This is a genomic window from Pseudomonas sp. 31 R 17 (assembly GCF_900004915.1).
GTDB classification, from domain to species: domain Bacteria; phylum Pseudomonadota; class Gammaproteobacteria; order Pseudomonadales; family Pseudomonadaceae; genus Aquipseudomonas; species Aquipseudomonas orientalis_A.
In genome coordinates this window covers 1-21,578 of sequence record NZ_CVTN01000060.1, presented here as the reverse complement: position 1 = coordinate 21,578, position 21,578 = coordinate 1, and the positions used below count along the sequence as shown (strand labels likewise).

Here is a 21,578-nt window from a genome sequence, read left to right as displayed (position 1 = left end):
CTTTTGCGCTTTTCAAAAGTGAGCCGCTGTAAAAGCGGAACCCATAGCAGCCGTTACCGCAGAAACGGATATGTACTCGGTCCAATCCAACATCTTGGTAGGCCCAGAGGCCGCCATCGGGGGGCAAGCCCCCTCCCACACTTGAATGTATTCACAAATCAAAATGTGGCAGGGCCTGTGCGACGATTCGACTTGCCCCCGATGAGGCCGGTACAGACGACTAAGTCGCCGGCCGAATCGCCTTGATCAACGCCTGCAACGAATACCCCAGACGCGGCGCCAAAGCTTCTGCACGAAACACCAGCGCCTCCAGGTCCAACTCCTGATCCAACTCCGAAGGCACCAGCAGAATCACATTGCCCTCCTTCACCGGCAGTTCCCAGTAATGCCGGTGATACAACCCGCGCAACAACGCTGCGCCCAGCGGCTTGCCGTCATCGGTGGCCCACTGGTTGATCACCAGCCAGCCGCCCGGGTTGAGCTTCTTCTGGCAGTTCTCGAGGAACGTCCAGGCCAGGTGGCCGACGCCCGGCCCCACATCGGTGTACAAGTCGACGAAGATCAGATCGGCCGGTTCAGCGCTGTCGAGCAATTGCAGGGCATCGCCGATGCGGATATACAGGCGTGGATCATCGTCCAGCCCCAAATACTCCATCGCCAGGCGCGGTACGTCGGGGCGCAGCTCGATGGCTTCAACATCGTCAAGCGTCAGGAACCTGAGGCATGCCTGGGTCAACGTGCCGGCGCCCAGGCCGAGAAACAGCGCACTCTCCGGCTGCTCATGGCACAACGCCCCGATCAACATGGCGCGGGTATAGTCATACTCCAGCCAGCTCGGGTCGGCGGTGAACACGCAACTTTGCTCGATGGCGTCGCCAAATTCGAGAAAACGGTAATCGGCCACTTCCAGCACACGGATCATGCCGAAATCATCATGGACTTCGGCCAGCAGGCGCTCCACACGCTCCTCGCTCATCACTACTCCTAACGGGTTTGCTGCAGGGCAAAGTGCGCGATTGTCAGCCAAGCGACGTCGGCAGGTCACGCACTAATTGCTGCTAACATTGACGTCCGAACTTCAACCTACCCAACGAGTGCATGATGAGCCAACCCTGGAGCCCCGACAGCTGGCGTGCCCTGCCGATCCAGCAGCAACCCCGTTACCCGGATGCTGCGCACCTGCAGCGAGTGGAGCAGAGCCTGGCCAGTTACCCGCCGCTGGTGTTTGCCGGGGAAGCCCGCGAATTGCGTCGTCAGTTTGCCGAAGTGACCCAGGGTCGCGCCTTCCTGCTGCAAGGCGGTGACTGCGCCGAGAGCTTTGCCGAGTTCTCCGCCGCGAAAATCCGGGACACCTTCAAGGTGCTGCTGCAGATGGCGATTGTCATGACCTTCGCCGCCGGCTGCCCGGTGGTCAAGGTCGGGCGCATGGCCGGCCAGTTCGCCAAACCGCGCTCGTCCAACGATGAAACCATCGACGGCGTCACCCTGCCCGCCTACCGCGGCGATATCGTCAATGGCATCGGCTTCGACGAAAAAAGCCGCGTACCGGACCCGGACCGCCTGCTGCAGAGCTACCACCAGTCCACCGCGACCCTCAACCTGCTGCGCGCCTTTGCCCAGGGCGGCTTCGCCGACCTGCACCAAGTGCACAAGTGGAACCTGGACTTTATCGCCAACTCCGCGCTGGCCGAGAAGTACAGCCAACTGGCCGACCGCATCGACGAAACCCTGGCCTTCATGCGCGCCTGCGGCATGGACGATTCGCCGCAGCTGCGCGAGACCAGCTTCTTCACCGCTCACGAAGCGTTGCTGCTCAACTATGAAGAAGCCTTCGTACGTCGCGACAGCCTGACCAACGACTACTACGACTGCTCGGCCCATATGCTCTGGATTGGCGACCGTACCCGGCAGTTGGATGGCGCCCATGTCGAATTCCTGCGCGGGGTGAACAACCCGATCGGGGTCAAGGTCGGCCCGAGCATGAACCCCGACGACCTGATCCGTCTTATCGATATTCTCAACCCGGACAACGACCCTGGCCGCTTAAACCTGATCGCACGCATGGGCGCCAATAAGGTGGGCGACCACCTGCCCGGGCTGATTCGCGCCGTACAGCGCGAAGGCAAGCAAGTGCTGTGGAGCAGCGATCCGATGCATGGCAACACCATCAAGGCCAGCAGCGGTTACAAGACCCGCGACTTTGCGCAGATCCTTGGCGAAGTGAAGGAGTTCTTCCAGGTCCACCAGGCTGAAGGCAGCTATGCCGGCGGCATTCATATCGAGATGACCGGGCAGAACGTCACCGAATGCATCGGCGGCGCACGGCCGATCACCGAGGACGGTTTGTCGGACCGCTATCACACCCACTGCGACCCGCGGATGAACGCCGATCAGTCGCTGGAGCTGGCGTTCCTGATTGCCGAAACCCTGAAACAGGTCAAGCGCTAGATGGGTGTCGACTGGACCGGCGCCAATCGGGGGCAAGCCCCCTCCCATATGTGGAGCGTATTCCCCTGTGGGAGGGGGCTTGCCCCCGATGGCGCCTAAAGCCCGGCATCCATCTTGAGCATTGCCAAACGTAACCGCGCAGCACTCGGCCGCTGGCAATTGAGCTTGACCTGTTGCAGCCCCAGCCAACCGGCCATCTGCCGCAGGTTCAGCGCCAACGCCAGCATGCCCGGCTCGTCCAGGCCCTGCTCCTCCTCGTGCACCGCATGCACCGCCAGGCAGCCGTTGGCCCGTTCGGCGCGCACATCCACGCGCGCAGCGATCCGTTCGTGGTGCAAAAACGGCAGCACGTAGTAGCCGTACACCCGCTTGTGTTGGGGGGTGTAGATTTCCAGGCGATAACGGAAATCGAACAGGCGCTCGGTACGGGCACGCTCCCAGATCAACGAATCAAAGGGCGACAGCAATGCGCTGGCCGGCACGTTGCGTGGCACTTTCGGCTCGGGCAGGCAGTACGCCGGTTGCTTCCAGCCCTGCACCCGACAGCTCAGCAACTGCCCCTCCTCGACCAATTCAGCCAGGCGCTGGCGGCTGTCGACGGGGTCGAGGCGGAAGTAATCGCGCAGGTCTTTTTCAGTGGCCACGCCCAATGCGCTGGCGCTGTGCACCAACAAGCCGCGCAGGGCCTCGGCTTCGCTCACGACGGTTTGAAGGATTTCGCCGGGGATCACCCGCTCCGGCAAATCGTACAGGCGCTCAAACCCGCGCCGCCCGGCCACGGTGACCAGACCGGCCGCGAACAGCCATTCCAGCGCATGTTTCTCGTCACTCCAATCCCACCAGGGCCCGGCGCGCTCTTCACGGGTCGACAGGCTGCCCGCACCTAAGGCACCCTGCTGTTCGACGGCCTGCAGAACGCGCTGGACCGTGTCCTGCCGCTCCCGCCCGAACCGCGCCATTTGCGCGTAAATCCCCTGGCCCTGCCTGGCCCGCTCCATGCGCCAGCGCATCAAGGGGTACATCGCCATGGGCAGCAGCGAGGCTTCATGCCCCCAGTATTCGAACAGCGAGCGCCGTCGCCCCTGGCTCCAGGCGGCCTGTTCCAGAATCAAGGGGGAATAATTGCCCAGTCGAGAAAACAGCGGCAGGTAATGGGAACGCACCACCGCATTGACCGAGTCGATCTGCAGCACGCCAAGGCGTTCGACCAGGCGGTTGAGGTGTGCGGCTTTTATCTGCGCCGGCGGCTGGCGCCCGGAAAAGCCCTGGGCCGCCAGCGCCATGCGGCGTGCCTGCTTGAGGGAAAAGGAGAGGACGGCGGGCATGGATGGCTCCTTGAATGCTCGCGCCTACCCTACTGCATCCGGGGTCACTTGCGCAGCGGGTCATCCCAGAAATGCCGGTGGATCTCCTGCTCCACGTCGACACGGTTGAGCCCGATATCCTTGAGCGCATCATCACTCATACCCGCCAGCATCCGGCGTTCGCGGTATAACGCCGGCCAACGCGAAATACTGTGAAGAAGCCCTGACAACGGCGAACTTGCCATCAACCCATTATCTTTTTGACCTTTCATCTTCTCGTCCTCCAGTGGGGATGACGCGAGTGTGTGCCTGGGCATATGATCAATCCAACGAATGTTTCTTATGCAATACATCTCGGAGATTGATCAATTGTCGAATTACCCGAGCATCGACACAGAAGTGCTGCGCACCTTCGTCGCCATCGCCGATCAGGGCGGTTTTACCCGCGCTGGGGAACTGGTCAACCGCACCCAATCGGCGGTGAGCATGCAAATGAAACGCCTGGAAGAAGACGTGCTGCAACGCAAGCTGTTCGAACGCGACGGCCGTCAGGTGCGGCTGACGCCTGAGGGCCAGGTATTGCTGGGCTATGCGCGGCGCATCCTGAAACTGCACAGCGAAGTGTTCAACACCCTGCGCGAGCCGCATATGGTGGGGTTGGTGCGCGTCGGCACCCCGGACGATTACGTGATGCGCTTCCTGCCGGGCATTCTCAAGCAGTTTTCCAAGGCTTATCCGCTGATCCAGATCGAGCTGCACTGCGAGTCGTCAACGGTGCTGATGCAGAGACGTGACCTGGCCTTGACCGTCATCAGCCGCGAGCCCGGCAACGATCTCGGTGAATTCCTGCGCACTGAGCGCATGGTGTGGGCCGCCGCACCGTGTTTTTGCGTGGACGAGCACGAGTCCCTGCCCCTGGCGGTTTCCGGCGGCGACTGCCTCTACACGCAATGGGCCCAGGCCGCGCTGGATACGGCTGGACGGGATTATCGTCTGGCCTATCACAGCTCCAATGGCGCGGCGATCCTGGCAGTGGTCAGTGCCGGCCTGGCGGCGATGGTCAGCATGGAAAGCCTGGTGTCCCAGGACCTGCGCGTGCTCGGCAGCGACGAAGGCTTCCCGCCCTTGCCGTCGATGAACCTGCGCTTGCTGCGCAACCCGCAAATGACGTCGCCCATTACCGAATGCCTGGCCGAATACATTCTCGAAGGGTTCAGACTTTAAACGTCAGCATCACCGCGCACACCGCCAGAAAACCGCAGAACAGGCCACGCAACACCCGCTCGGGCAGTGCATGAGCGACTTTCACGCCCCAACTGATACTGAGCAGGCCGCCCACCGCCAACGGCACGCCGATCAGCCAGTCCACTTCGTGATGCCAGGCGTAAGTAACCAGGGTCACGCCGGTGCTGGGCAGCGCCAGCGCCAGGGACAAGCCCTGGGCGACCACCTGACTGGTGCCGAACACGCTGGTAAGCACCGGCGTGGCCACCACCGCGCCACCGACACCGAACAATCCGCCCATGGCGCCTGACGCTGCGCCAAGTACGCCCAGCCACGGCCAGGAATAGCGCATTTGCGCCGTCGGCGGTGCGTTACGGGTGAACATGCGCAACAGGTTGTAGGCTGCCAGTACCACCAAAAAGACGATAAACCCGATCCGCATCGCGCCGGCATCCAGGCCTACCGCCCAGATCGAACCCAGCCAGGCGAAGCTGAAGCCCATCACACCCAGCGGCAAGGCGTGGCGCAGTTCAATGCGGTTGCGCTGGTGATACCGCCACAGGGCCAGCATCACATTGGGCACCACCATCACCAGCGCGGTGCCTTGGGCGATCTGCTGATCGAGCCCGAACAGCACACCCAGCACCGGGATGGCGATCAGTCCGCCGCCAATGCCAAACAAGCCGCCCACTGTGCCCAGGGCCGCGCCCAATACCAGGTACATCGCCAGATCCACCACCGCTCGCTACTCCACAAATCCTGAGTGTCGCATGCTACGCAGTCCGCTATGGCGCGCAAAGGCACAGCAACGCACAATGGCTGTGCCAAACTCGCACAAGCACGGACCCATGAATCCCAATACGTTGACCGACCAGCTGAGCCTGTTTCTCGATGTGCTGGAAAGCGGCAGCTTTTCCGCCGCTGCGCGCCGCTATCCGTTAACCCCCTCGGCAGTGGCACGGCGTATCGACAGTCTGGAGAACGCTGTCGGCAGCCGCCTGTTCCAGCGCAGCACCCATGCCGTGGTCCCTACCCCGGCCGGACTGGCCTTTGCCGAGCGGGCGCGACGGATTGTCGGCGAGTTGCAACTGGCGCGCGCCGAAGCCGTGTCCCTGAGCCATGCGCCCGAAGGCCTGATCCGCGTGGACGCACCGGCGGCGTTCGGGCGACGGCACTTGGCGCCCGTGATCGCGGATTTCCTGCAGGTGTACCCGGGGCTTGATGTACAGCTGCATTTGATCGACAGTTTTGTCGATATGCAGGGCGCGCACCTGGGCAAGGTCGACCTGGTGCTGCGCGCCGGGCATATTGCCGACACGCGTCTGATCGCCACGCCGCTCGCCAGTATCGTGCGCATTGCCTGCGCCAGCCCGGCTTACCTGAAAAGCCGAGGCACGCCCACGCACCCGCGGGAATTGAGCGAGCACGACGGCCTGGACTGGGACGGGTTGGCGCCGATGTTCGCGTGGCGCTTCGAACTGGACGGGCGCCGTGCCATCTATCGCCCACGTCGTATCCGCATGAGTGCCAACAATGCCGAGGCCCTGCTCTCCGGCGCCCTGGCAGGGCTGGGCATTGCGCACCTGCCTACGTGGCTGGCCAGCGAATACCTGGTGCGCGGTGAACTCTTGCCACTGTTTTGTGAAAACGGCTTGCCGAACCCGGAAACCGCCGGCATCTACGCGCTCCGCCTGGAACAGCAACCCAATGCACGCAGCCGGTTGCTGCTGGAATACCTGAAGTCCCGTTTCAGCCCGGTGCCGCCCTGGGATCTGGCATTGCAAAGCGGCCTGGTGTGACCGTGCGCGCAGAATTACCTGGCGCATTAAAGATTTGCCCGCTAGATTCCCGTCATACCGGCTTTTCGAGGCACCGCCATGAGCAAAAATCCAACTCCCTGTGAATCCTTGATGCTGGATAACCAGCTGTGTTTCGCATTGCATTCCACCTCGCTGCTGATGACCAAGGCATACAAACCTCTCCTTCAGGCCCTCGGCCTGACCTATCCGCAGTACCTGGCCATGATGGTGCTGTGGGAAGAAGACGGTTTGACCGTGGGTGAAATCAGCAGCCGCCTGCTCACCGATCCCGGCTCCCTGACGCCTTTGCTCAAGCGCCTGGAAGCCGAAGGCCTGTTGAGCCGCACCCGCAGCCGCGAAGATGAGCGCGTGGTGGTGGTGGAGTTGACCGCTGCCGGGCGGGCGCTGCAGGACAAGGCCATGGGGATCCCGCAATGCATCCTGGGCGCCAGCGGAATGGAACTGGAGCAGTTACGCAAACTGCAGGCGGATTTGATTGCTTTGCGCAGCAACCTGCAGAACACACTCTAAAGAAGCACCAAATCCTGTAGGAGCGAGCTTGCTCGCGAAAAACGTCAACGATAACGCGTGCTCCCTGAATGAATGCGGTGTCTGTGAGTTTTTCGCGAGCAAGCTCGCTCCTACAAAAAAAGCCTTACTGACTGGCATTAGGGTGTGCCCCCTCCCACATTGTTTTCCCATCGCCTGAAAATATTTGTGGATTTATCTTGCGCACCAAACATTAGCGCTATACATTCACCTCACCAACTACTTAGCGCACAAACATTTAGCGCTAACAACGAGAGGACGACACCATGCAAACGCTCTATACCGCAGTAGCCACCGCCACCGGCGGCCGTGATGGTCGCGCTGTCTCCAGCGACAACATCCTCGACGTCAAACTCTCCACCCCCAAGGAATTGGGCGGTTCCGGCGGCCAGGCCACCAATCCTGAGCAACTGTTCGCCGCCGGCTACTCGGCCTGCTTTATCGGTGCACTGAAATTCGTCGCCGGCCAGACCAAACGCAAAATCCCGGATGACGCTTCGATCACCGCCCACGTTGGCATCGGCCAGATCCCCGGCGGTTTCGGCCTGGACATCGACCTGCACATCAGCCTGCCAGGCCTGGCCCAGGATGATGCGCAAACGCTGGTCGACGCCGCTCACCAGGTCTGCCCGTACTCCAACGCCACTCGCGGTAACGTTGATGTGCGTCTGCATGTAACCGTTTAACCACTGCGGCCCTGATCGGAAGGGTTTTGGGACAACTAGACCAGCCAGCGCGCCGAGCTACACCCACAACCTAGACCAGGCCGGTGTAAACCCTGCACGCATAAAAAAGCCCGACGCATGGTCGGGCTTTTTCGTTCGTATCGCGGCGCAGGAATTACTTCTTGGCGCGACCTTTGTACGAACCACCTTCACGGGTGTCGATCTCGATCAGGTCGTCGATTTCGATGAAATCGGCCACTTGCAGTTCGGTACCGTTGCTCAGCTTGGCAGGCTTCATCACCTTGCCGGAAGTGTCACCGCGAGCGGAACCTTCGGTGTAGGCAACTTTACGCACGATAGTGGTCGGCAGCTCTACGGAAACCAGGCGCTCTTCGAAGAAAATAGCTTCGCAGACGTCTTCCATGCCTTCTTCGATGAACGGCAGAACGGCTTCGATATCTTCAGCGTTCAGCTCGTACATGGTGTAGTCGGTGGTGTCCATGAACGTGTAGGTGTCGCCGCTGATGAAGGACAGGGTCGCTTCCTTGCGGTCGAGGATCACGTCGTCCAGTTTGTCATCGGCGCTGTAGACGATCTCGGTCTTGTAACCGGTCAGCAGGTTCTTCAGCTTGGTCTTCATGATGGCGCTGTTACGACCGGACTTGGTGAACTCAGCTTTCTGAACCAGCCAAGGGTCGTTTTCGAGACGGATCACTGTACCGGGTTTCAGTTCTTTACCAGTTTTCATTGCATATATCCGAAATTTGGATGGGATTTACAAAAATCAAGGTGGCGTATCATATCCAACTTTCATAAAACTGTACCAGCGCCGTCGCAAGATCGGCCTGCAAGGCCTGTTCCAGACACCAGTTCTGCGCGTGTCCGTTGAGTTCCTGCCAGTGCTCCTGCAGCCTTTTCCACGGCTGGGCCATATCGCCCTCGGTGTTCCAGGCTTGCCAGAGTGCAACCAGCGCCGCCTTGGCCGCCGGCGACAAGGCGGCGGTGTACAGCTCGAGAAAGGCATCGAGCTTGTCCAGGTGGATGTCTTCGTCCTGACGATAGATGTGCCACAGCAACGGGCGCCCGGCCCACTGGGCGCGCACGAACGAATCCTCGCCACGCACGGCATTCAGCTCACAGCACCACAACAATTGGTCGTACTGCGCCTGGCGCATGAACGGCAGCACCTGCACGGTCAACGCCCCGCGCTGATGAATCGCCCCGGCCGTGAGCCCTTCCTCGCCCAGCCAGCGTTGCACATCGCCCAGGATGCGCCCTTCCGGCACCAACAGATGAGTGGCACGCCCGTCTGTCGACAACAGGTCCAGCCAGCTGCCCAGCCCGGCGTTTTCGTAGGCGAACAGCGAGATCAGCCGCGCATCGGCTACCGGAAACACGCCCAGGGTCTGCAGGAATTGGCGCTGCGCATGAATATCGCGCTGAAAAGCCTGACGCTGCTGCAGTAACCCTGCTTCACGCAACAGCCCGCCAGTGCCTGGGCGAAAGCCAGGAAAAAAGAAGTACTTCTGCACCCCCTTGAACTTCACCGACGGCAGGCGGTGACAGCCCACCACCCAGTCCTCGGCACTGAGGTAATCCAGGTTCATCCACAACGGCGTGCGCGCGCGCGCGGCCATGGCTTCCATGTAGTCAGCCGGCAGTTGGCAAGCAAACGCCGCGACCACCACATCGGCCGCCGGGGTTGGCGCCCATTCGCTCGGCCAGTGGCGCACGTCGACGCCCTCTTGCCACTGCTGCTCCAGGCTGACATCGATCTGCGGGCACATGCGCTCAAAGGCGCGCAGGTCATCGACCCACAGGCGCACAGCGCACGCGTGCTCGGCGACCAATTGCCGGGCCAGTCGCCAGGTCACGCCGATGTCGCCGTAGTTGTCGACGACGCTGCAAAAAATATCCCAGCGGGCTTTCATTCCGGGCTCCAATGCTCAAAGGCTCGATTGTCCGCATAAATGCGCCGATGCAGAAGGCTTGATCACGATTATTCTGCACAGTGGCTGTGCGACAATCGCCAACTTGCCGTCAATGCTCGCCAGGAGGCCACCATGTCCGACCGTCCGATGTCGCTGTTCAAACTGTGCATCGCCATTGCCGCAGGCGTGTGGCTGGGGTTTATCGCCATCGCGCTGACCACCTGGCTGGCCTCGCGCTATCTGTTCCCGCAGAGCCTGGCGCCGGTGGCCCAGGCCGTTCAACAGTTGGGCAAACCGCCTGCGGCTGCACCGGAGCCGGCCAACCGTATGTTTGAGCAGTACCAGCAGAACCTGCAAAAGCAGGAGCAGCAGCAAACCCTGGAGCAGGCGCGAAACAATGCGCGCAATTTGTCCAACCCCAAATGCCAGTTCTGGCTGCAACAGGACCAGAACGCCCCGAACGAAAAAAGCCGGGCAAATGTCCTGCAATTCTGCGAATGATCAAGCACAGCCATGAATAAACACGCCGTCCTTCAATTGATTCTGGAAAAGCTGACAGTCGACCTCGATGTCCTCCAACGCGCCGCGCAGACCGCTTACGAGACGGCGACCCACGAAGAAAACATCGCCGAGAACAAATACGACACCCTCGGCCTGGAGGCCTCGTACCTGGCGACCGGACAAGCCAGGCGAGTCGAGGAAATCAGGCAGTCGCTGGTGCTGTGCCAGAATCTGCAGCTGCGTGCCTACGATGATCGGCGCGGGATAGAACTCGGCACCCTGGTCGGTCTGGAAGACGAGGACGGTCGCCAGCAGTGGCTGTTCCTGGCGCCGGATGCGGCGGGGTTGAAGGTGGAGGTAGTCGGGCAACCCGTCACCGTCATCACCCCGCGCGCTCCGCTGGGCAAGAGCCTGCTGGGCAAGTGCATCGATGACGAGGTGGAGATTCTGGTGGCGGGCGCCCGGCAACACTTCACCGTGACCGAGGCCCGCTGAGCCGCTTTAGTGAACCGGCAGTTCCACGCCGTCGAACAGCGCTTCCAGTTCCTGCTTGTTGTGGCACTGGATCGCCTTGGCCATCACTTCGCGGGTCAGGTGCGGTGCGAATTTCTCGATGAAGTCGCACATGAAACCGCGCAGGAACGTGCCACGACGGAAACCGATCTTGGTCACGCTGGATTCGAACAGCTCGCTGGCATCGAGCACCACCAGGTCTTTATCGAGCTGGGTATCGACGGCCATCTTGGCGACGATGCCCACGCCCAGGCCCAGGCGCACGTAAGTCTTGATCACATCGGCATCGGCTGCGGTAAACACCACCTTCGGGGTAAGACCGCGGTGGCTGAAGGCTTCGTCGAGCTTGGAACGCCCGGTGAAACCGAAGACGTAGGTCACGATCGGGTATTCGGCCAAGGCTTCGAGGGTCAGCTTCGGCAACTTGGCCAAGGGGTGTCCCTGCGGCACCACCACGCAACGGTTCCAGCGGTAGCACGGCATCATGACCAGGTCACCGAACAGCTCCAGGGCTTCGGTGGCGATAGCGAAATCGACGGTGCCGTCAGCGGCCATCTCGGCGATCTGCATCGGCGAGCCCTGGTGCATGTGCAACGCCACGTCGGGGTATTGCTTGATAAAATCGCGGATCACCGGCGGCAAGGCGTAGCGTGCCTGGGTGTGGGTGGTGGCGATCGACAGGGTGCCCTTCTTCTCGTTGGAGAATTCCTGGGCGATCTGCTTGATGCTCTCGACCTTGCGCAGGATCTCGCCGGCCGTGGTGATGATGCGCTCGCCCGCCGGAGTGACGCGGGTCAAGTGCTTGCCGCTGCGCGCGAATACTTCGACGCCCAGCTCGTCTTCGAGCAGGCGGATCTGCTTGCTGATACCGGGTTGCGACGTGTAGAGGCTTTGAGCGGTAGCGGAAACGTTGAGGTCGTGGTGCGCCACTTCCCAGATGTAGCGCAGTTGTTGAAGCTTCATATGAATCCCTCAAAGCAGATAGACGCCACGGGTATCAGCGACGGTATATAACTATATTAAAGGTAAGATATATAAATCTAGAACTTTTTATCGTTTTCTACCGATCACTCTCATCACTGCGCCGGCGTTGCAGCGACGGCACCAGGTAAACCGGCACACTCGCCACCTGCACCAGGCGCGCAGCGGTACGCCCAAGCGGTGTGGCCGCTGCGCTGGCATGGCTATGACTGCCGACGATCAACAGGTCGACGCAAAGTTTATGCAGTTGGTCGAGAATCACTTCGCAGGGGTCCCCCTGGATCACCCGCACCGAACGAATCAACTTCAGGTCCTGCTCCCCATCCCCCAGTTCCTCGCGAAAGCTGTCGAGCACCCGTTGCTCGATCGTCGCCATGACCGTGGTCAGCCCCTGGCGCTGCCATTCGCTGAGGGCCTTTTCATCAAGGTAGCTCTGCAACACCGATTCAGCGAACAGCCCGATGGGCTCCACCACATGAATCACATATAAATCGGCCTTGAACGTTCGCGCCAACGCCAGGGCATGTTGCATGACATACGGTGCATACAGGCCAAGATCCGTGGCGTACAGCATCGAACGAATCATAGAACCCCCTGGGTTGCCAGGCTGGCGGAGATCAAATGAGCTTAGCAGCGCCTCGAGCAGTGCGGCTCAGCTCTCGCTCTGGATTTTCAACTCATTACTGATGCCATGGGGCACATGCCCGGTGGCCACGACCTCCCTGGCGCGCTCACAATGGCCGACCTGGTCATCGAAGAACACATCGGCGGCGAAGGCTTCGAGGAACGCGGATTTATCCAGGCCACCCAGGAACAGCGATTCATCCAGGCGGATATCCCATTCGCGCAAGGTGCGAATGACCCGCTCGTGGGACGGCGCCGAGCGTGCGGTGACCAGTGCCGTGCGAATCGGGCACGCCTCGTCGGCGAACTCACGCTGCAACAGGTTGAGCGCCGCCAGGAAGCCCTTGAAGGGGCCGCCGTGCAACGGCTCGCGCGCCGACTCTCGTTCGCTGGCCTGGAACGCTTCCAGGCCGCCGGCCTGATAGACGCGCTCGGACTCGTCGGAGAACAGCACCGCATCGCCATCGAAGGCGATGCGCAGTTCCTCGCTTGATGCCCGGTGCGGGCCACCCGACAGGATCGTCGCCGCGGCAAAACCGGCGTCGAGCGCACTGCGCACATCTTCTGCATGGGTCGACAGAAACAGATGACAACCAAAGGCGGCTAAATACGGATAGGGACTACGCCCTCCAACGAAAGCGGCGCGGGAAATGTCCAGGCCGTAATGCTGGATCGAGTTGAACACTCGCAGGCCGGTATCGGCGCTGTTGCGCGACACCAATACCACCTCGACACGGGCGCGCCCGAGGCTGGCATTGAGGCTCAGCAGTTTCTTGACCAGCGGGAACGCGTCGCCGGGTTCAAGGATTTCCTCCTCGTGCTCGATCTGGTATTGGCGATACGGCTCCACCCCTTCGGCGAGGTAGACCTTGTGGCTCTCGCTCAAATCGAACAAGGCTCGCGATGAAATCGCCAGCACCAGTTTGTCGCTCAATCCCTTCACCATGTCAGTGCCCCCGAATCAGCGATTGTGCCGATCAATAAAACTCAAGGCCTGGTAAAGCGCCTGCATGCGCGGCAATTCACAGCCGGCCGCTTTGGCGGCGGCCAAGGGTCGCGCATAGATGGCCGCCAGTTCCAGCGCACGCTTGTGCACGTGATCGTGATACATGCTGGGCAGGTAGTCGTCCATGGTTTCAGTCATGGCAAACATCTGCCCGGCGTAGCTCGCAGCAATGTCATGGCCACAGGCGTGAGCGCCCTGCACCACTTCGGCCATCAGCGCCTGAATGAGCGCACGGCTGGATTCATCCGCCATCAGCGCACGGGTCCCGGTGCCGAGCAAAACCGAGAGGCCGTTGAACGGCACATTCCACACCAGTTTATGCCAGCGGGCCTGATGCACGCTGGTCATGGCCTGGGACTCGATACCCGCTTGATGAAACAGGCCGGCCCCTTCTTCGACAATCGCCTGCTGCCGCGCTTCATCGTTGGCTGCGGTGCCGCTGTGATAGCCCAGGTTGACCCGCCCCAGCGCCTGATGCTCGACGACGCCCGGCGCGGCGCGATGCACGCCGATGTAACACAGGCCGCCGAGCAAGTGCAGCGACGGCGGCAGGTGTTCACGCAGGCTGTCCTCGACATCCAGGCCGTTTTGCAACAGCACGACCTTGGCATCCGGCGCCGCAACCTGGGCGATGGTCGGGGCCAGGTCGGCATTGCCGGTGGATTTGGTACCCACCAGCAGCCAATCGCACGGCGGCATATCGGCAGCGTTGGCATACGCCTGCACCGGATGCAGGTGCAGGTTGCCATGCACGCTGCTGTTGACGCGCAGCCCCTGCTTGCTGACCACTGCGTATTCGCTGCGCAGCAGAAAATGCACGTCGAACCCGGCACGCGCCAGCATCAGGCCATAAAACCCGCCAATGGCGCCGGTGCCAATGATGCCGATGCGTGGCGAAGGGTGTGCAGTGGCGGTCATGGCAAATCCTCTGGGGTACGTGTCAGTGCGTGGTTTACCGCGTCGGTCAGGTCTGGTTGCGTAAGACGTGTCTGTAATTGCCCGAGGAATTGACCCTCGCACACCAGGAACAACGCGGGCAAATGAAAGATCTGGTAACGTTCGACCGCGCCACCGTTGTGCCCGGCATCCACCCAGCACAGTCGGTCCACCGGCAAGCGCCAGCCCGGCAACTGCTGGCGCGCCCAGCGGCAACTGGAACAACCGACACTGGTAAACACTACCAGCGAACACCCGGGCAATCCCAGCAATTGCTGGTCGATATCCAGGTCGGTCAATTCCAGTTCCTTCACTATACTGCTGCCACTGCCGTCCATTGGACGGTGTTCGGAGTCCGTGTACATGGGTCGTTTTTTACCTCACCCTGATGATGTCGCTGTCGAGTTGATCCAACGTCCGTCTCCTCCCTTGCCCCGCCAACGCCTGCGCACTATCGGCCGCGGCGGCATCGCCTGCAACTGGCCGCGTGCCTGGCGCCCCGGCACCGCGGTCGACCTGTCTATCCCCTCCCTGGGCGCCACCGCGCGCTATCCGGGCTATGTCGCGTGGTGCCGCAAAGGGCAAGCCGGCTATCGCATCGGCATCAGTTTTACCGATGAACATGCCCTGTTCGGCGCGCGCATGGGTGAGCAAGTGTGCCAGATCGAGCGCTACTGCCGCCTGCACGAAACCGCCGAGCTCACGGCCCAGCAACTCGAAGCCCTGGCCCGCGATTGGGTGTCGCGCCACGCCGGCGAGTTCTCCCACGCGGCCGTTATGCAGCCAGCGCTGGATTAAAGCGGCCTTTGCCCATTGTCGCGGGCCCGTATTACGCGCTAAGGTTCCTCCCCCCTGCATTCAAATCATGCTGTGCTCCGCCGCACGGGGATGGCTGGCGGGCGGCACCCGTGACCCTGACGAGTAACACGATGGCTGATTTACCGATCAATGACCTAAACGTTGAATCCAACGAGACCCTGATCACACCCGATCAGCTCAAGCGCGAAATTCCCCTGAGCGACGCTGCCCTGCAGACCGTCACCAAGGGTCGCGAAGTCATCCGTGACATTCTCGACGGCACCGACCACCGCCTCTTCGTCGTCATCGGGCCTTGCTCGATCCACGACCTCAAGGCCGCTCACGAATACGCCGAGCGCCTCAAGGCGCTGGCGGCCGAAGTGTCCGACACCTTGTACCTGGTGATGCGCGTCTATTTCGAGAAGCCGCGTACCACCGTCGGCTGGAAAGGCTTGATCAACGACCCGTACCTGGACGACTCGTTCAAGATCCAGGACGGCTTGCATATCGGTCGTAAACTGCTGCTGGACCTGGCGGAAATGGGCCTGCCCACCGCGACCGAAGCGCTGGACCCGATCTCCCCGCAGTACCTGCAGGACCTGATCAGCTGGTCGGCCATCGGCGCCCGCACCACCGAGTCCCAGACCCACCGCGAAATGGCCTCCGGTCTGTCCTCGGCCGTAGGTTTCAAGAACGGCACCGACGGCGGCCTGACCGTGGCGATCAACGCGCTGCAATCGGTCTCCAGCCCTCACCGTTTCCTGGGCATCAACCAGGAAGGCGGCGTGTCCATCGTCACCACCAAGGGCAACGCCTACGGTCACGTGGTGCTGCGCGGCGGCAATGGCAAGCCCAACTATGATTCGGTCAGTGTCGCACTCTGCGAACAGGCGCTGAACAAGGCCGGCATCAAGCCAAATATCATGGTCGACTGCAGCCACGCCAACTCCAACAAGGACCCGGCCCTGCAGCCGCTGGTGATGGAAAACGTCGCCAACCAGATCCTCGAAGGCAACCAGTCGATCATCGGCTTGATGGTCGAGAGCCACCTGAACTGGGGTTGCCAGGCCATTCCAAAAGACCTGGCCGACTTGCAGTACGGTGTATCGATCACCGACGCGTGCATCGACTGGGCCGCTACCGAGAACACCCTGCGCAGCATGCACGCCAAGCTCAAGGACGTATTGCCCACACGCAAACGCACCTGAATCAGGCACACACAAAAACGCCGGGCTAAACCCGGCGTTTTTTTATGGCTGTTCGTTCACAGCTTGGCGGCATGGCGCTGGTGGCGCTCCATGTAGCGCTCCACATAGGAGCAGGACGGGATGACCGTGTAGCCTGACTCTTCGGCAAACTTCAACGCCTCTTCGGTCAACGCAGCCGCAATACCACGCCCACGCAACGCGTTGGGCACGAACGTGCGATAGATATCCAGGGTCTGTTTCCCGAGGTCCATATAGGTCAGATAGGCACGATGACCGTCCACATTGGTCTCGAACTGATGACCAGCCTGGTCATGGTGGATGGACAACGCCTCGCTCATCACTACTCCTCGCGGGTCTTGAATATTGACCCTACCTTACCGATGTTTTTCCGGCGAAGGAACATCTACGCCACCCCGTGCCGGTTTCGACAACGAGAAAACCCTGAGCGCTCACACCTGCACGCAGGGAATAGTAGGCACCAATTCAGCAATTGCTCAAGGCACACTCGTCATCCCCTGCCACGGGCGGATTATTAGAAAGGGCCTCGATCAACCGGTGACCGAACGCCTGAACATTGCCGGCAGTTGCAGCTTGAGACGAACTGGCGCTGTTAAAGTCACCTCTAGATGAGCGAAAGATACCCGTTGCGGTACGCGCCAGCGCAACGCAAGTGCCCGCCTGGATATATAACATTTCATCTGCTTACAAGGCTCGAGGCATGCGGGCCGGCGCTTTCAGCCTGGATCCAATCTTCAGCAGGATGAAAAAACCCGTCTGGTCTTTATACAAATCTCCCACAGATTAGCCAAAACAGATTCGGTACCAGAATTTTTTTTGCTTCTTGCGCAACGTCAGTTTACTTACTACAAGTAATGGGTAGTATGTACGCCGGCTATTTGCTCACTCTGAGACAGTAGTCATCTAATAGAAAGTCCTTGAAGGGGAACACGATGAACAACGTTCTGAAATTCTCTGCTCTGGCTCTGGCCGCAGTTCTGGCTACCGGTTGCAGCAGCGTCTCCAAAGAAACCGAAGCGCGTCTGACTGCAACGGAAGATGCAGCAGCTCGCTCCCAGGCTCGTGCAGACGAAGCCTACCGTAAAGCTGATGAAGCGCTGGCTGCTGCTCAAAAAGCACAACAGACTGCTGACGAAGCTAACGAGCGCGCTCTGCGCATGCTTGAAAAAGCAAGCCGCAAGTAATAATCCTTCGGGGTTGTTATCAAGCCGATCCATTTATGGGTCGGCTTTTTTTTGCCTGAAATCTGCTGAACTGGCCGCAGCCATCCGCACCAGCTTTATTGAAAATCAACCGGCGCGCTGTACACCACCGGAGCGACGCCAGGCACACCGATTTCAGTCGGCAAGCCATCTTCCGCCGCCACCACATCACGCACCTGATCCCAGTTCACCCGCAGGTTGTTGGCCAGGTCTTCACGCTTGAGCAGGGCATTGATCACCGCCGTGTGCTTGTCGACCACCGATGGCGTGCCATCGTCGTTCAACGGCGTATGGGCCTCGAGGTAGACCTTGCCGCCGGCGCTGCCGAACTTATAGGCATCGTTGATGATACGCACCGACGTGCCGACCGGCACCATGCTCGCCATTTCCAGCACATTGTTGTTGAACATGCGGAAGCAACCGTGGCTGGTGCGGGTGCCGATACCGAATTTCATGTTGGAGCCATGGATCAGATAACCCGGTGTGCCCAGGGTGAACTTGAACGGGCCCAACGGGTTGTCAGGGCCGGCAGGTACTACGTTGGGCAGCGGGTCGCCATTGGCGGCATGTTCGGCCTTGATCGAGGCCGGCGGTGTCCAGGTGGGGTTCGGCGTCTTCGCGATGATGCTGGTATGGGCAATGGGCGACCCCCAGCCCTCACGACCAATCCCCAGCGGGAAGGTGTAAACCACGTCCTGTCCCTTGGGGTAATAGTAGAGCCGATATTCAGCCAGGTTGATCACAATGCCTTCGCGCGGGCCCGGCGGCAGGATGAACCGTGTCGGCAGCACGATATCCGTGCCTGCCCCTGGCAACCAGGCATCGACGCCCGGGTTGGCGGCGACCATTTCCGAATAGCCCAAGTCATACGTGGTGCCCAGGTCGGCAAACGTGTCTTCGTATTTGGCCTTGATCACCTGGACCTGACCGACGATGTCCTCACCGGGCGGCGGCAGGGGCAACTGCAAGGCTGACGCCGGACCGGCCGCACAGAGCGCAGCGAGAGACAGGCAGCAGGTAACGACGGAAAGGCGCGACAACATCCGGAAAATCCTTCGCAGAACGACGGTAGGAAAAAACTGATTGTATACGTCAAGCGAGTGCCTGGCATCAAGCCGGCCGCGCTAGAGCTCGAAGCGCAGCTCCGGCCAGATCGGCGGTGTGCCGCGCTTTTGCGACTCCAGAATGGCCCTGCATAACGGGCACAACCGCTGATCCTGGAAGATCGAACGGTCCACCGATGACCAAAGCGGTTGCGCCGGCAGTAGCGTGCCGCAGAGCGTGCGATCAATCGAGCCGCCCAACTCCAGTTGACGCGCCACCAGATGCACTCGCACTTCCTGGCAGGCGAACAGATCCAGCTGCTCGTCAGGCTCGATCAGTTGGTAGTTGAACAGGGACCAGGCAGGACGCGACATCAGGGGCTCCAAATCGGGGGGGCGCCACCTTAGCCGAAAGCCTGCCGGTAGAAAAGCGTCATAACAGCGGTTTGAGCGTCGGCCAGACATTTTCCAGCAACTTGCCCTGGGCGGCGACTGCCGGGTGCAGGCCGTCCGCTTGCATCAAGTCAGGATGCCCGCCCACTCCCTCCAGGAAAAACGGTACCAGCGGCACCTTTTTTTCCTCTGCCACCTCGCCGAAGACCTTGGCGAACGCATCGACGTAACGCTTGCCATAGTTGGGAGGAATCTGCATGCCCAGCAGCAGCACCTTGGCACCGCCAGCCTTGGACTGGTCAATCATCGACGCAAGATTTTGTTTCAATTGCGCAGGCGGCTGCCCGCGCAAGCCATCATTGCCCCCCAACTCGATCACCACCACATCCGGTTTATGCGCTGCAAGCGCCGCCGGCAACCGCGCAAGACCTCCGGCGCTGGTGTCGCCACTGATCGACGCATTGACCACTTTATCGTCAAAACCCTCCTGTTTGAGCCGCTGCTCCAACAGGGCAACCCACCCTTTGCGGGTATCCAGGCCGAAACCGGCACTGATACTATCGCCAACGATCAGGACTGTACCCGCCGCTGCGTTCTGGGCCATGCACATCAAGGCCAGGCCAGCACTCAAAAACCACATTCGCATCGGATTCTCCATGGGCGCAAGCATTCTCACCGCGCGAAACCTCAGCAAAGTGGTTCCCAGCGCGGAAGGTGAACTGACTATCCTGCACGAACTGAGCCTGGAACTGAACAAGGGCGATAGCCTGGCTATCGTCGGCAGCTCCGGTTCCGGCAAATCCACCCTCCTCGGCCTGCTGGCCGGCCTGGACCTGCCCAGCAGCGGTGAAGTCACCCTGGCAGGTCAAGCCCTGAGCAGTCTCGACGAGGACCAACGCGCGCGCATCCGTGCCGAACACGTAGGTTTCGTATTCCAGTCCTTTCAGTTGCTCGACAGCCTCAATGCGCTGGAAAACGTCATGCTGCCGCTGGAGCTGGACGGCCGCAAGGATGCCCGCGAGCGCGCCACGCACCTGCTCGAACGCGTCGGCCTCGGCAAGCGCCTGACCCATTCGCCACGCCAGCTTTCCGGCGGCGAGCAGCAACGCGTGGCGATTGCCCGTGCATTTGCCGCCGAGCCTGACGTGCTGTTTGCCGACGAGCCTACCGGCAACCTCGACAGCCATACCGGCGAGCGCATCAGCGACCTGTTGTTCGAACTCAATAAAGAGAGCGGCACGACCCTGGTATTGGTCACCCACGACGAGCGCCTGGCCCATCGCTGCCGACGCCTGATCCGCCTTGAAGCCGGCCTGATGGTCGCGCCCCTGGAGCCTTGATGGCACGCCTGCCGCTGTTACGCCTGTTCAGTCTTGCCATGCGCCAATTACTGCGCGATGCCCGCGCCGGCGAATTGCGTGTGTTGTTCTTCGCCCTGCTGGTGGCGGTGGCCGCCAGCACCGCTATCGGGTATTTCGGTGCACGCCTCAACGGCGCCATGCTGTTGCGCGCCACCGAGTTCCTGGGCGCGGACCTGGTACTTGAAGGCAGCTCGCCAGCCCGCCCCGAGCAAATCCGATCCGGCACCGAACTGGGCCTGGATCATGCGCGCATCGTGGAATTCTCCAGCGTTATTGCGGCCGACAATGGCATTCAGCTCTCCAGTATCAAGGCAGTCAACGAGCAGTATCCGCTGCGGGGCGAGCTCAAAAGTGCGGGCGAACCCTTTGGTGCCGAAACCCCGGGCGGTGGCCCCAAACCCGGCGAAGCCTGGGTGGAAGCACGGCTGTTGACAGCGCTGGACCTGAAGGTCGGCGACAGCATCGACGTCGGCATGAAAACCCTGCGTCTGGCGCGCGTCCTGACCTACGAACCCGACCGCGCCGGCAATTTCTACAGCCTCACACCCAGGGTGATGATCAACCTGGCGGACCTGGACGCCACCGGCGTGGTCCAGCCTGGCAGCCGCGTAAGCTATCGCGAACTGTGGCGCGCCCCACCCGGCAGCACGGCGCTGCAAACCTATCGCGACCTGGTCAAGCCGGGCCTGGCGGCCAACCAGCGCCTGCAGGGCTCGCGCGATGGCAACCAACAGATTGGCGGCGCCCTGGGCAAGGCCGAGCGTTACCTGAATATGGCCAGCCTGGTGGCGGTATTGCTGGCCGGCGTGGCCGTGGCGCTGTCGGCCAACCGCTTTGCCAGCCGCCGCTTCGATGCCAGTGCCCTGCTGCGCTGCCTGGGGCTGTCACGCCGCGAAGCCATGGTGCTGTTCAGCCTGCAACTGAGCGTACTGGGCCTGTTGGCAAGCCTGACCGGCGCCGTCCTCGGCTGGCTCGCGCAATTCGGGCTGTTCTACTTTCTGCACGATCTGTTGCCTGCGGACGTGCCACCCGGCGGGCTGCTGCCGGCCGTGGCCGGTATCGGCACGGGGCTCG

General features: G+C 61.2%; 27 protein-coding genes. 12 read left to right on the top strand and 15 right to left on the bottom strand.

Going from position 1 to position 21,578, the window contains the following annotated elements:
* Positions 1-220: 220 nt before the first annotated feature.
* Positions 221-976, bottom strand: coding sequence for a spermidine synthase (locus BFP89_RS09015; RefSeq protein ID WP_065885146.1), 756 nt, complete (start codon positions 974-976; stop codon positions 221-223).
* A 125-nt stretch (positions 977-1,101) separates the two neighbouring features.
* On the opposite strand from BFP89_RS09015, the gene BFP89_RS09010 reads away from it, so the two are divergent.
* Positions 1,102-2,448: a class II 3-deoxy-7-phosphoheptulonate synthase gene (locus BFP89_RS09010; RefSeq protein WP_065885145.1), complete on the top strand. Its 1,347-nt coding sequence runs from the start codon at positions 1,102-1,104 to the stop codon at positions 2,446-2,448.
* Between the two features lie 95 nt (positions 2,449-2,543).
* Here BFP89_RS09010 and BFP89_RS09005 read toward each other — a convergent pair whose 3' ends face one another.
* Positions 2,544-3,773 (bottom strand): winged helix-turn-helix domain-containing protein, encoded by a 1,230-nt coding sequence (locus tag BFP89_RS09005; RefSeq protein ID WP_065885144.1) that lies wholly within the window; start codon positions 3,771-3,773, stop codon positions 2,544-2,546.
* 44 nt (positions 3,774-3,817) lie between these two features.
* Positions 3,818-4,024, bottom strand: coding sequence for a DUF1127 domain-containing protein (locus tag BFP89_RS09000; protein ID WP_065885194.1), 207 nt, complete (start codon positions 4,022-4,024; stop codon positions 3,818-3,820).
* 70 nt (positions 4,025-4,094) lie between these two features.
* On the opposite strand from BFP89_RS09000, the gene BFP89_RS08995 reads away from it, so the two are divergent.
* Positions 4,095-4,976, top strand: a complete 882-nt coding sequence (locus tag BFP89_RS08995; protein ID WP_065885143.1) for a LysR family transcriptional regulator — start codon at positions 4,095-4,097, stop codon at positions 4,974-4,976.
* On the opposite strand, the gene BFP89_RS08990 is transcribed toward BFP89_RS08995, so the two are convergent.
* On the bottom strand, positions 4,966-5,715 hold the full coding sequence (locus BFP89_RS08990; protein ID WP_065885142.1) for a sulfite exporter TauE/SafE family protein: 750 nt from the start codon (positions 5,713-5,715) through the stop codon (positions 4,966-4,968). The two genes, BFP89_RS08995 and BFP89_RS08990, sit on opposite strands and share 11 nt — an antisense overlap.
* A gap of 109 nt (positions 5,716-5,824) precedes the next feature.
* Between BFP89_RS08990 and BFP89_RS08985 the strand changes: the two genes are divergently transcribed.
* The 3 genes from BFP89_RS08985 (at position 5,825) to BFP89_RS08975 (ending at position 8,010) form a co-directional block, all read left to right on the top strand.
* Positions 5,825-6,775: a LysR family transcriptional regulator gene (locus BFP89_RS08985; RefSeq protein WP_065885141.1), complete on the top strand. Its 951-nt coding sequence runs from the start codon at positions 5,825-5,827 to the stop codon at positions 6,773-6,775.
* A 78-nt stretch (positions 6,776-6,853) separates the two neighbouring features.
* Complete coding sequence (locus tag BFP89_RS08980; protein ID WP_065885140.1) at positions 6,854-7,306, top strand: MarR family winged helix-turn-helix transcriptional regulator; 453 nt, start codon at positions 6,854-6,856, stop codon at positions 7,304-7,306.
* 284 nt (positions 7,307-7,590) lie between these two features.
* Positions 7,591-8,010 carry an organic hydroperoxide resistance protein gene (locus BFP89_RS08975; RefSeq protein WP_065885139.1) on the top strand — a complete coding sequence of 140 codons (420 nt, stop codon included), beginning with the start codon at positions 7,591-7,593 and terminating at the stop codon, positions 8,008-8,010.
* Between the two features lie 154 nt (positions 8,011-8,164).
* Here BFP89_RS08975 and BFP89_RS08970 read toward each other — a convergent pair whose 3' ends face one another.
* Positions 8,165-8,737: an elongation factor P gene (locus BFP89_RS08970; RefSeq protein WP_003172723.1), complete on the bottom strand. Its 573-nt coding sequence runs from the start codon at positions 8,735-8,737 to the stop codon at positions 8,165-8,167.
* 49 nt (positions 8,738-8,786) lie between these two features.
* Positions 8,787-9,920 (bottom strand): elongation factor P maturation arginine rhamnosyltransferase EarP, encoded by a 1,134-nt coding sequence (gene earP / locus BFP89_RS08965; protein WP_065885138.1) that lies wholly within the window; start codon positions 9,918-9,920, stop codon positions 8,787-8,789.
* A gap of 132 nt (positions 9,921-10,052) precedes the next feature.
* Here earP and BFP89_RS08960 point away from each other — a divergent pair, with 132 nt between their 5' ends.
* Together BFP89_RS08960 and BFP89_RS08955 are read left to right on the top strand one after the other, a co-directional pair.
* A complete protein-coding gene (locus BFP89_RS08960) occupies positions 10,053-10,421 on the top strand; it encodes a hypothetical protein (RefSeq protein ID WP_065885137.1) in 369 nt (122 codons plus the stop codon).
* 12 nt (positions 10,422-10,433) lie between these two features.
* Positions 10,434-10,916 carry a GreA/GreB family elongation factor gene (locus BFP89_RS08955; RefSeq protein WP_065885136.1) on the top strand — a complete coding sequence of 161 codons (483 nt, stop codon included), beginning with the start codon at positions 10,434-10,436 and terminating at the stop codon, positions 10,914-10,916.
* A 6-nt stretch (positions 10,917-10,922) separates the two neighbouring features.
* On the opposite strand, the gene cysB is transcribed toward BFP89_RS08955, so the two are convergent.
* The 5 genes from cysB to BFP89_RS08930 form a co-directional block, all read right to left on the bottom strand.
* The gene (cysB, locus tag BFP89_RS08950; RefSeq protein ID WP_057008395.1) at positions 10,923-11,897 is read right to left on the bottom strand and encodes an HTH-type transcriptional regulator CysB; all 975 of its coding nucleotides are present in this window, start codon (positions 11,895-11,897) and stop codon (positions 10,923-10,925) included.
* Between the two features lie 97 nt (positions 11,898-11,994).
* Entirely contained in the window at positions 11,995-12,501 is a 507-nt protein-coding gene (locus tag BFP89_RS08945; protein WP_065885135.1) for a universal stress protein, read from the bottom strand.
* 66 nt (positions 12,502-12,567) lie between these two features.
* Positions 12,568-13,485 carry a 5'-nucleotidase gene (locus BFP89_RS08940; RefSeq protein ID WP_065885134.1) on the bottom strand — a complete coding sequence of 306 codons (918 nt, stop codon included), beginning with the start codon at positions 13,483-13,485 and terminating at the stop codon, positions 12,568-12,570.
* A gap of 15 nt (positions 13,486-13,500) precedes the next feature.
* Positions 13,501-14,463, bottom strand: coding sequence for a putative 2-dehydropantoate 2-reductase (locus tag BFP89_RS08935; protein WP_065885133.1), 963 nt, complete (start codon positions 14,461-14,463; stop codon positions 13,501-13,503).
* The gene (locus tag BFP89_RS08930) at positions 14,460-14,846 is read right to left on the bottom strand and encodes a thioredoxin (RefSeq protein WP_065885132.1); all 387 of its coding nucleotides are present in this window, start codon (positions 14,844-14,846) and stop codon (positions 14,460-14,462) included. Before BFP89_RS08930 ends, BFP89_RS08935 begins: the two co-directional genes overlap by 4 nt.
* On the opposite strand from BFP89_RS08930, the gene BFP89_RS08925 reads away from it, so the two are divergent.
* Both BFP89_RS08925 and BFP89_RS08920 read left to right on the top strand, forming a co-directional pair.
* Positions 14,845-15,279, top strand: a complete 435-nt coding sequence (locus BFP89_RS08925) for a PilZ domain-containing protein (RefSeq protein ID WP_065885131.1) — start codon at positions 14,845-14,847, stop codon at positions 15,277-15,279. The two genes, BFP89_RS08930 and BFP89_RS08925, sit on opposite strands and share 2 nt — an antisense overlap.
* Before the next feature lie 131 nt (positions 15,280-15,410).
* Complete coding sequence (locus tag BFP89_RS08920; RefSeq protein ID WP_065885130.1) at positions 15,411-16,487, top strand: 3-deoxy-7-phosphoheptulonate synthase; 1,077 nt, start codon at positions 15,411-15,413, stop codon at positions 16,485-16,487.
* Between the two features lie 56 nt (positions 16,488-16,543).
* Here the strand turns inward: BFP89_RS08920 and BFP89_RS08915 are convergent, their stop codons facing one another.
* Positions 16,544-16,825, bottom strand: coding sequence for a GNAT family N-acetyltransferase (locus BFP89_RS08915; RefSeq protein ID WP_003233387.1), 282 nt, complete (start codon positions 16,823-16,825; stop codon positions 16,544-16,546).
* Between the two features lie 612 nt (positions 16,826-17,437).
* Here BFP89_RS08915 and oprI point away from each other — a divergent pair.
* Entirely contained in the window at positions 17,438-17,689 is a 252-nt protein-coding gene (gene oprI, locus BFP89_RS08910; protein WP_003172710.1) for an outer membrane lipoprotei OprI, read from the top strand.
* Positions 17,690-17,784: 95 nt separating this feature from the next.
* Here the strand turns inward: oprI and BFP89_RS08905 are convergent, their stop codons facing one another.
* The 3 genes from BFP89_RS08905 to BFP89_RS08895 all read right to left on the bottom strand — a co-directional run bounded on the left by BFP89_RS08905 (position 17,785) and on the right by BFP89_RS08895 (position 19,789).
* Entirely contained in the window at positions 17,785-18,750 is a 966-nt protein-coding gene (locus BFP89_RS08905; RefSeq protein ID WP_065885129.1) for a L,D-transpeptidase family protein, read from the bottom strand.
* A gap of 81 nt (positions 18,751-18,831) precedes the next feature.
* On the bottom strand, positions 18,832-19,125 hold the full coding sequence (locus BFP89_RS08900) for a hypothetical protein (protein ID WP_057722836.1): 294 nt from the start codon (positions 19,123-19,125) through the stop codon (positions 18,832-18,834).
* A 58-nt stretch (positions 19,126-19,183) separates the two neighbouring features.
* Positions 19,184-19,789, bottom strand: coding sequence for an arylesterase (locus BFP89_RS08895; RefSeq protein ID WP_065885128.1), 606 nt, complete (start codon positions 19,787-19,789; stop codon positions 19,184-19,186).
* 10 nt (positions 19,790-19,799) lie between these two features.
* Between BFP89_RS08895 and BFP89_RS08890 the strand changes: the two genes are divergently transcribed.
* Positions 19,800-20,483, top strand: a complete 684-nt coding sequence (locus BFP89_RS08890) for an ABC transporter ATP-binding protein (RefSeq protein ID WP_065885127.1) — start codon at positions 19,800-19,802, stop codon at positions 20,481-20,483.
* Positions 20,483-21,578: ABC transporter permease (locus tag BFP89_RS08885; protein WP_141689069.1), on the top strand; the 1,096-nt coding region annotated here is incomplete at its 3' end. The genes BFP89_RS08890 and BFP89_RS08885, both read left to right, overlap by 1 nt.

Coding starts and splice junctions, on each gene's coding strand:
- BFP89_RS08985 (WP_065885141.1), top strand. CDS start 5,825: ATGAATCCCAATACGTTGACCGACCAGCTGAGCCTGTTTCTCGATGTG.
- BFP89_RS08900 (WP_057722836.1), bottom strand. CDS start 19,125: ATGTCGCGTCCTGCCTGGTCCCTGTTCAACTACCAACTGATCGAGCCT.
- BFP89_RS08935 (WP_065885133.1), bottom strand. CDS start 14,463: ATGACCGCCACTGCACACCCTTCGCCACGCATCGGCATCATTGGCACC.
- BFP89_RS08915 (WP_003233387.1), bottom strand. CDS start 16,825: ATGAGCGAGGCGTTGTCCATCCACCATGACCAGGCTGGTCATCAGTTC.
- BFP89_RS08975 (WP_065885139.1), top strand. CDS start 7,591: ATGCAAACGCTCTATACCGCAGTAGCCACCGCCACCGGCGGCCGTGAT.
- oprI (WP_003172710.1), top strand. CDS start 17,438: ATGAACAACGTTCTGAAATTCTCTGCTCTGGCTCTGGCCGCAGTTCTG.
- BFP89_RS08955 (WP_065885136.1), top strand. CDS start 10,434: ATGAATAAACACGCCGTCCTTCAATTGATTCTGGAAAAGCTGACAGTC.
- BFP89_RS09005 (WP_065885144.1), bottom strand. CDS start 3,773: ATGCCCGCCGTCCTCTCCTTTTCCCTCAAGCAGGCACGCCGCATGGCG.
- BFP89_RS08930 (WP_065885132.1), bottom strand. CDS start 14,846: ATGTACACGGACTCCGAACACCGTCCAATGGACGGCAGTGGCAGCAGT.
- earP (WP_065885138.1), bottom strand. CDS start 9,920: ATGAAAGCCCGCTGGGATATTTTTTGCAGCGTCGTCGACAACTACGGC.
- BFP89_RS08995 (WP_065885143.1), top strand. CDS start 4,095: ATGCAATACATCTCGGAGATTGATCAATTGTCGAATTACCCGAGCATC.
- BFP89_RS08895 (WP_065885128.1), bottom strand. CDS start 19,789: ATGCGAATGTGGTTTTTGAGTGCTGGCCTGGCCTTGATGTGCATGGCC.
- BFP89_RS08960 (WP_065885137.1), top strand. CDS start 10,053: ATGTCCGACCGTCCGATGTCGCTGTTCAAACTGTGCATCGCCATTGCC.
- BFP89_RS08970 (WP_003172723.1), bottom strand. CDS start 8,737: ATGAAAACTGGTAAAGAACTGAAACCCGGTACAGTGATCCGTCTCGAA.
- BFP89_RS09015 (WP_065885146.1), bottom strand. CDS start 976: ATGAGCGAGGAGCGTGTGGAGCGCCTGCTGGCCGAAGTCCATGATGAT.
- BFP89_RS09000 (WP_065885194.1), bottom strand. CDS start 4,024: ATGAAAGGTCAAAAAGATAATGGGTTGATGGCAAGTTCGCCGTTGTCA.
- BFP89_RS08980 (WP_065885140.1), top strand. CDS start 6,854: ATGAGCAAAAATCCAACTCCCTGTGAATCCTTGATGCTGGATAACCAG.
- BFP89_RS08920 (WP_065885130.1), top strand. CDS start 15,411: ATGGCTGATTTACCGATCAATGACCTAAACGTTGAATCCAACGAGACC.
- BFP89_RS08945 (WP_065885135.1), bottom strand. CDS start 12,501: ATGATTCGTTCGATGCTGTACGCCACGGATCTTGGCCTGTATGCACCG.
- BFP89_RS08940 (WP_065885134.1), bottom strand. CDS start 13,485: ATGGTGAAGGGATTGAGCGACAAACTGGTGCTGGCGATTTCATCGCGA.
- BFP89_RS08905 (WP_065885129.1), bottom strand. CDS start 18,750: ATGTTGTCGCGCCTTTCCGTCGTTACCTGCTGCCTGTCTCTCGCTGCG.
- BFP89_RS09010 (WP_065885145.1), top strand. CDS start 1,102: ATGAGCCAACCCTGGAGCCCCGACAGCTGGCGTGCCCTGCCGATCCAG.
- BFP89_RS08925 (WP_065885131.1), top strand. CDS start 14,845: ATGGGTCGTTTTTTACCTCACCCTGATGATGTCGCTGTCGAGTTGATC.
- BFP89_RS08890 (WP_065885127.1), top strand. CDS start 19,800: ATGGGCGCAAGCATTCTCACCGCGCGAAACCTCAGCAAAGTGGTTCCC.
- cysB (WP_057008395.1), bottom strand. CDS start 11,897: ATGAAGCTTCAACAACTGCGCTACATCTGGGAAGTGGCGCACCACGAC.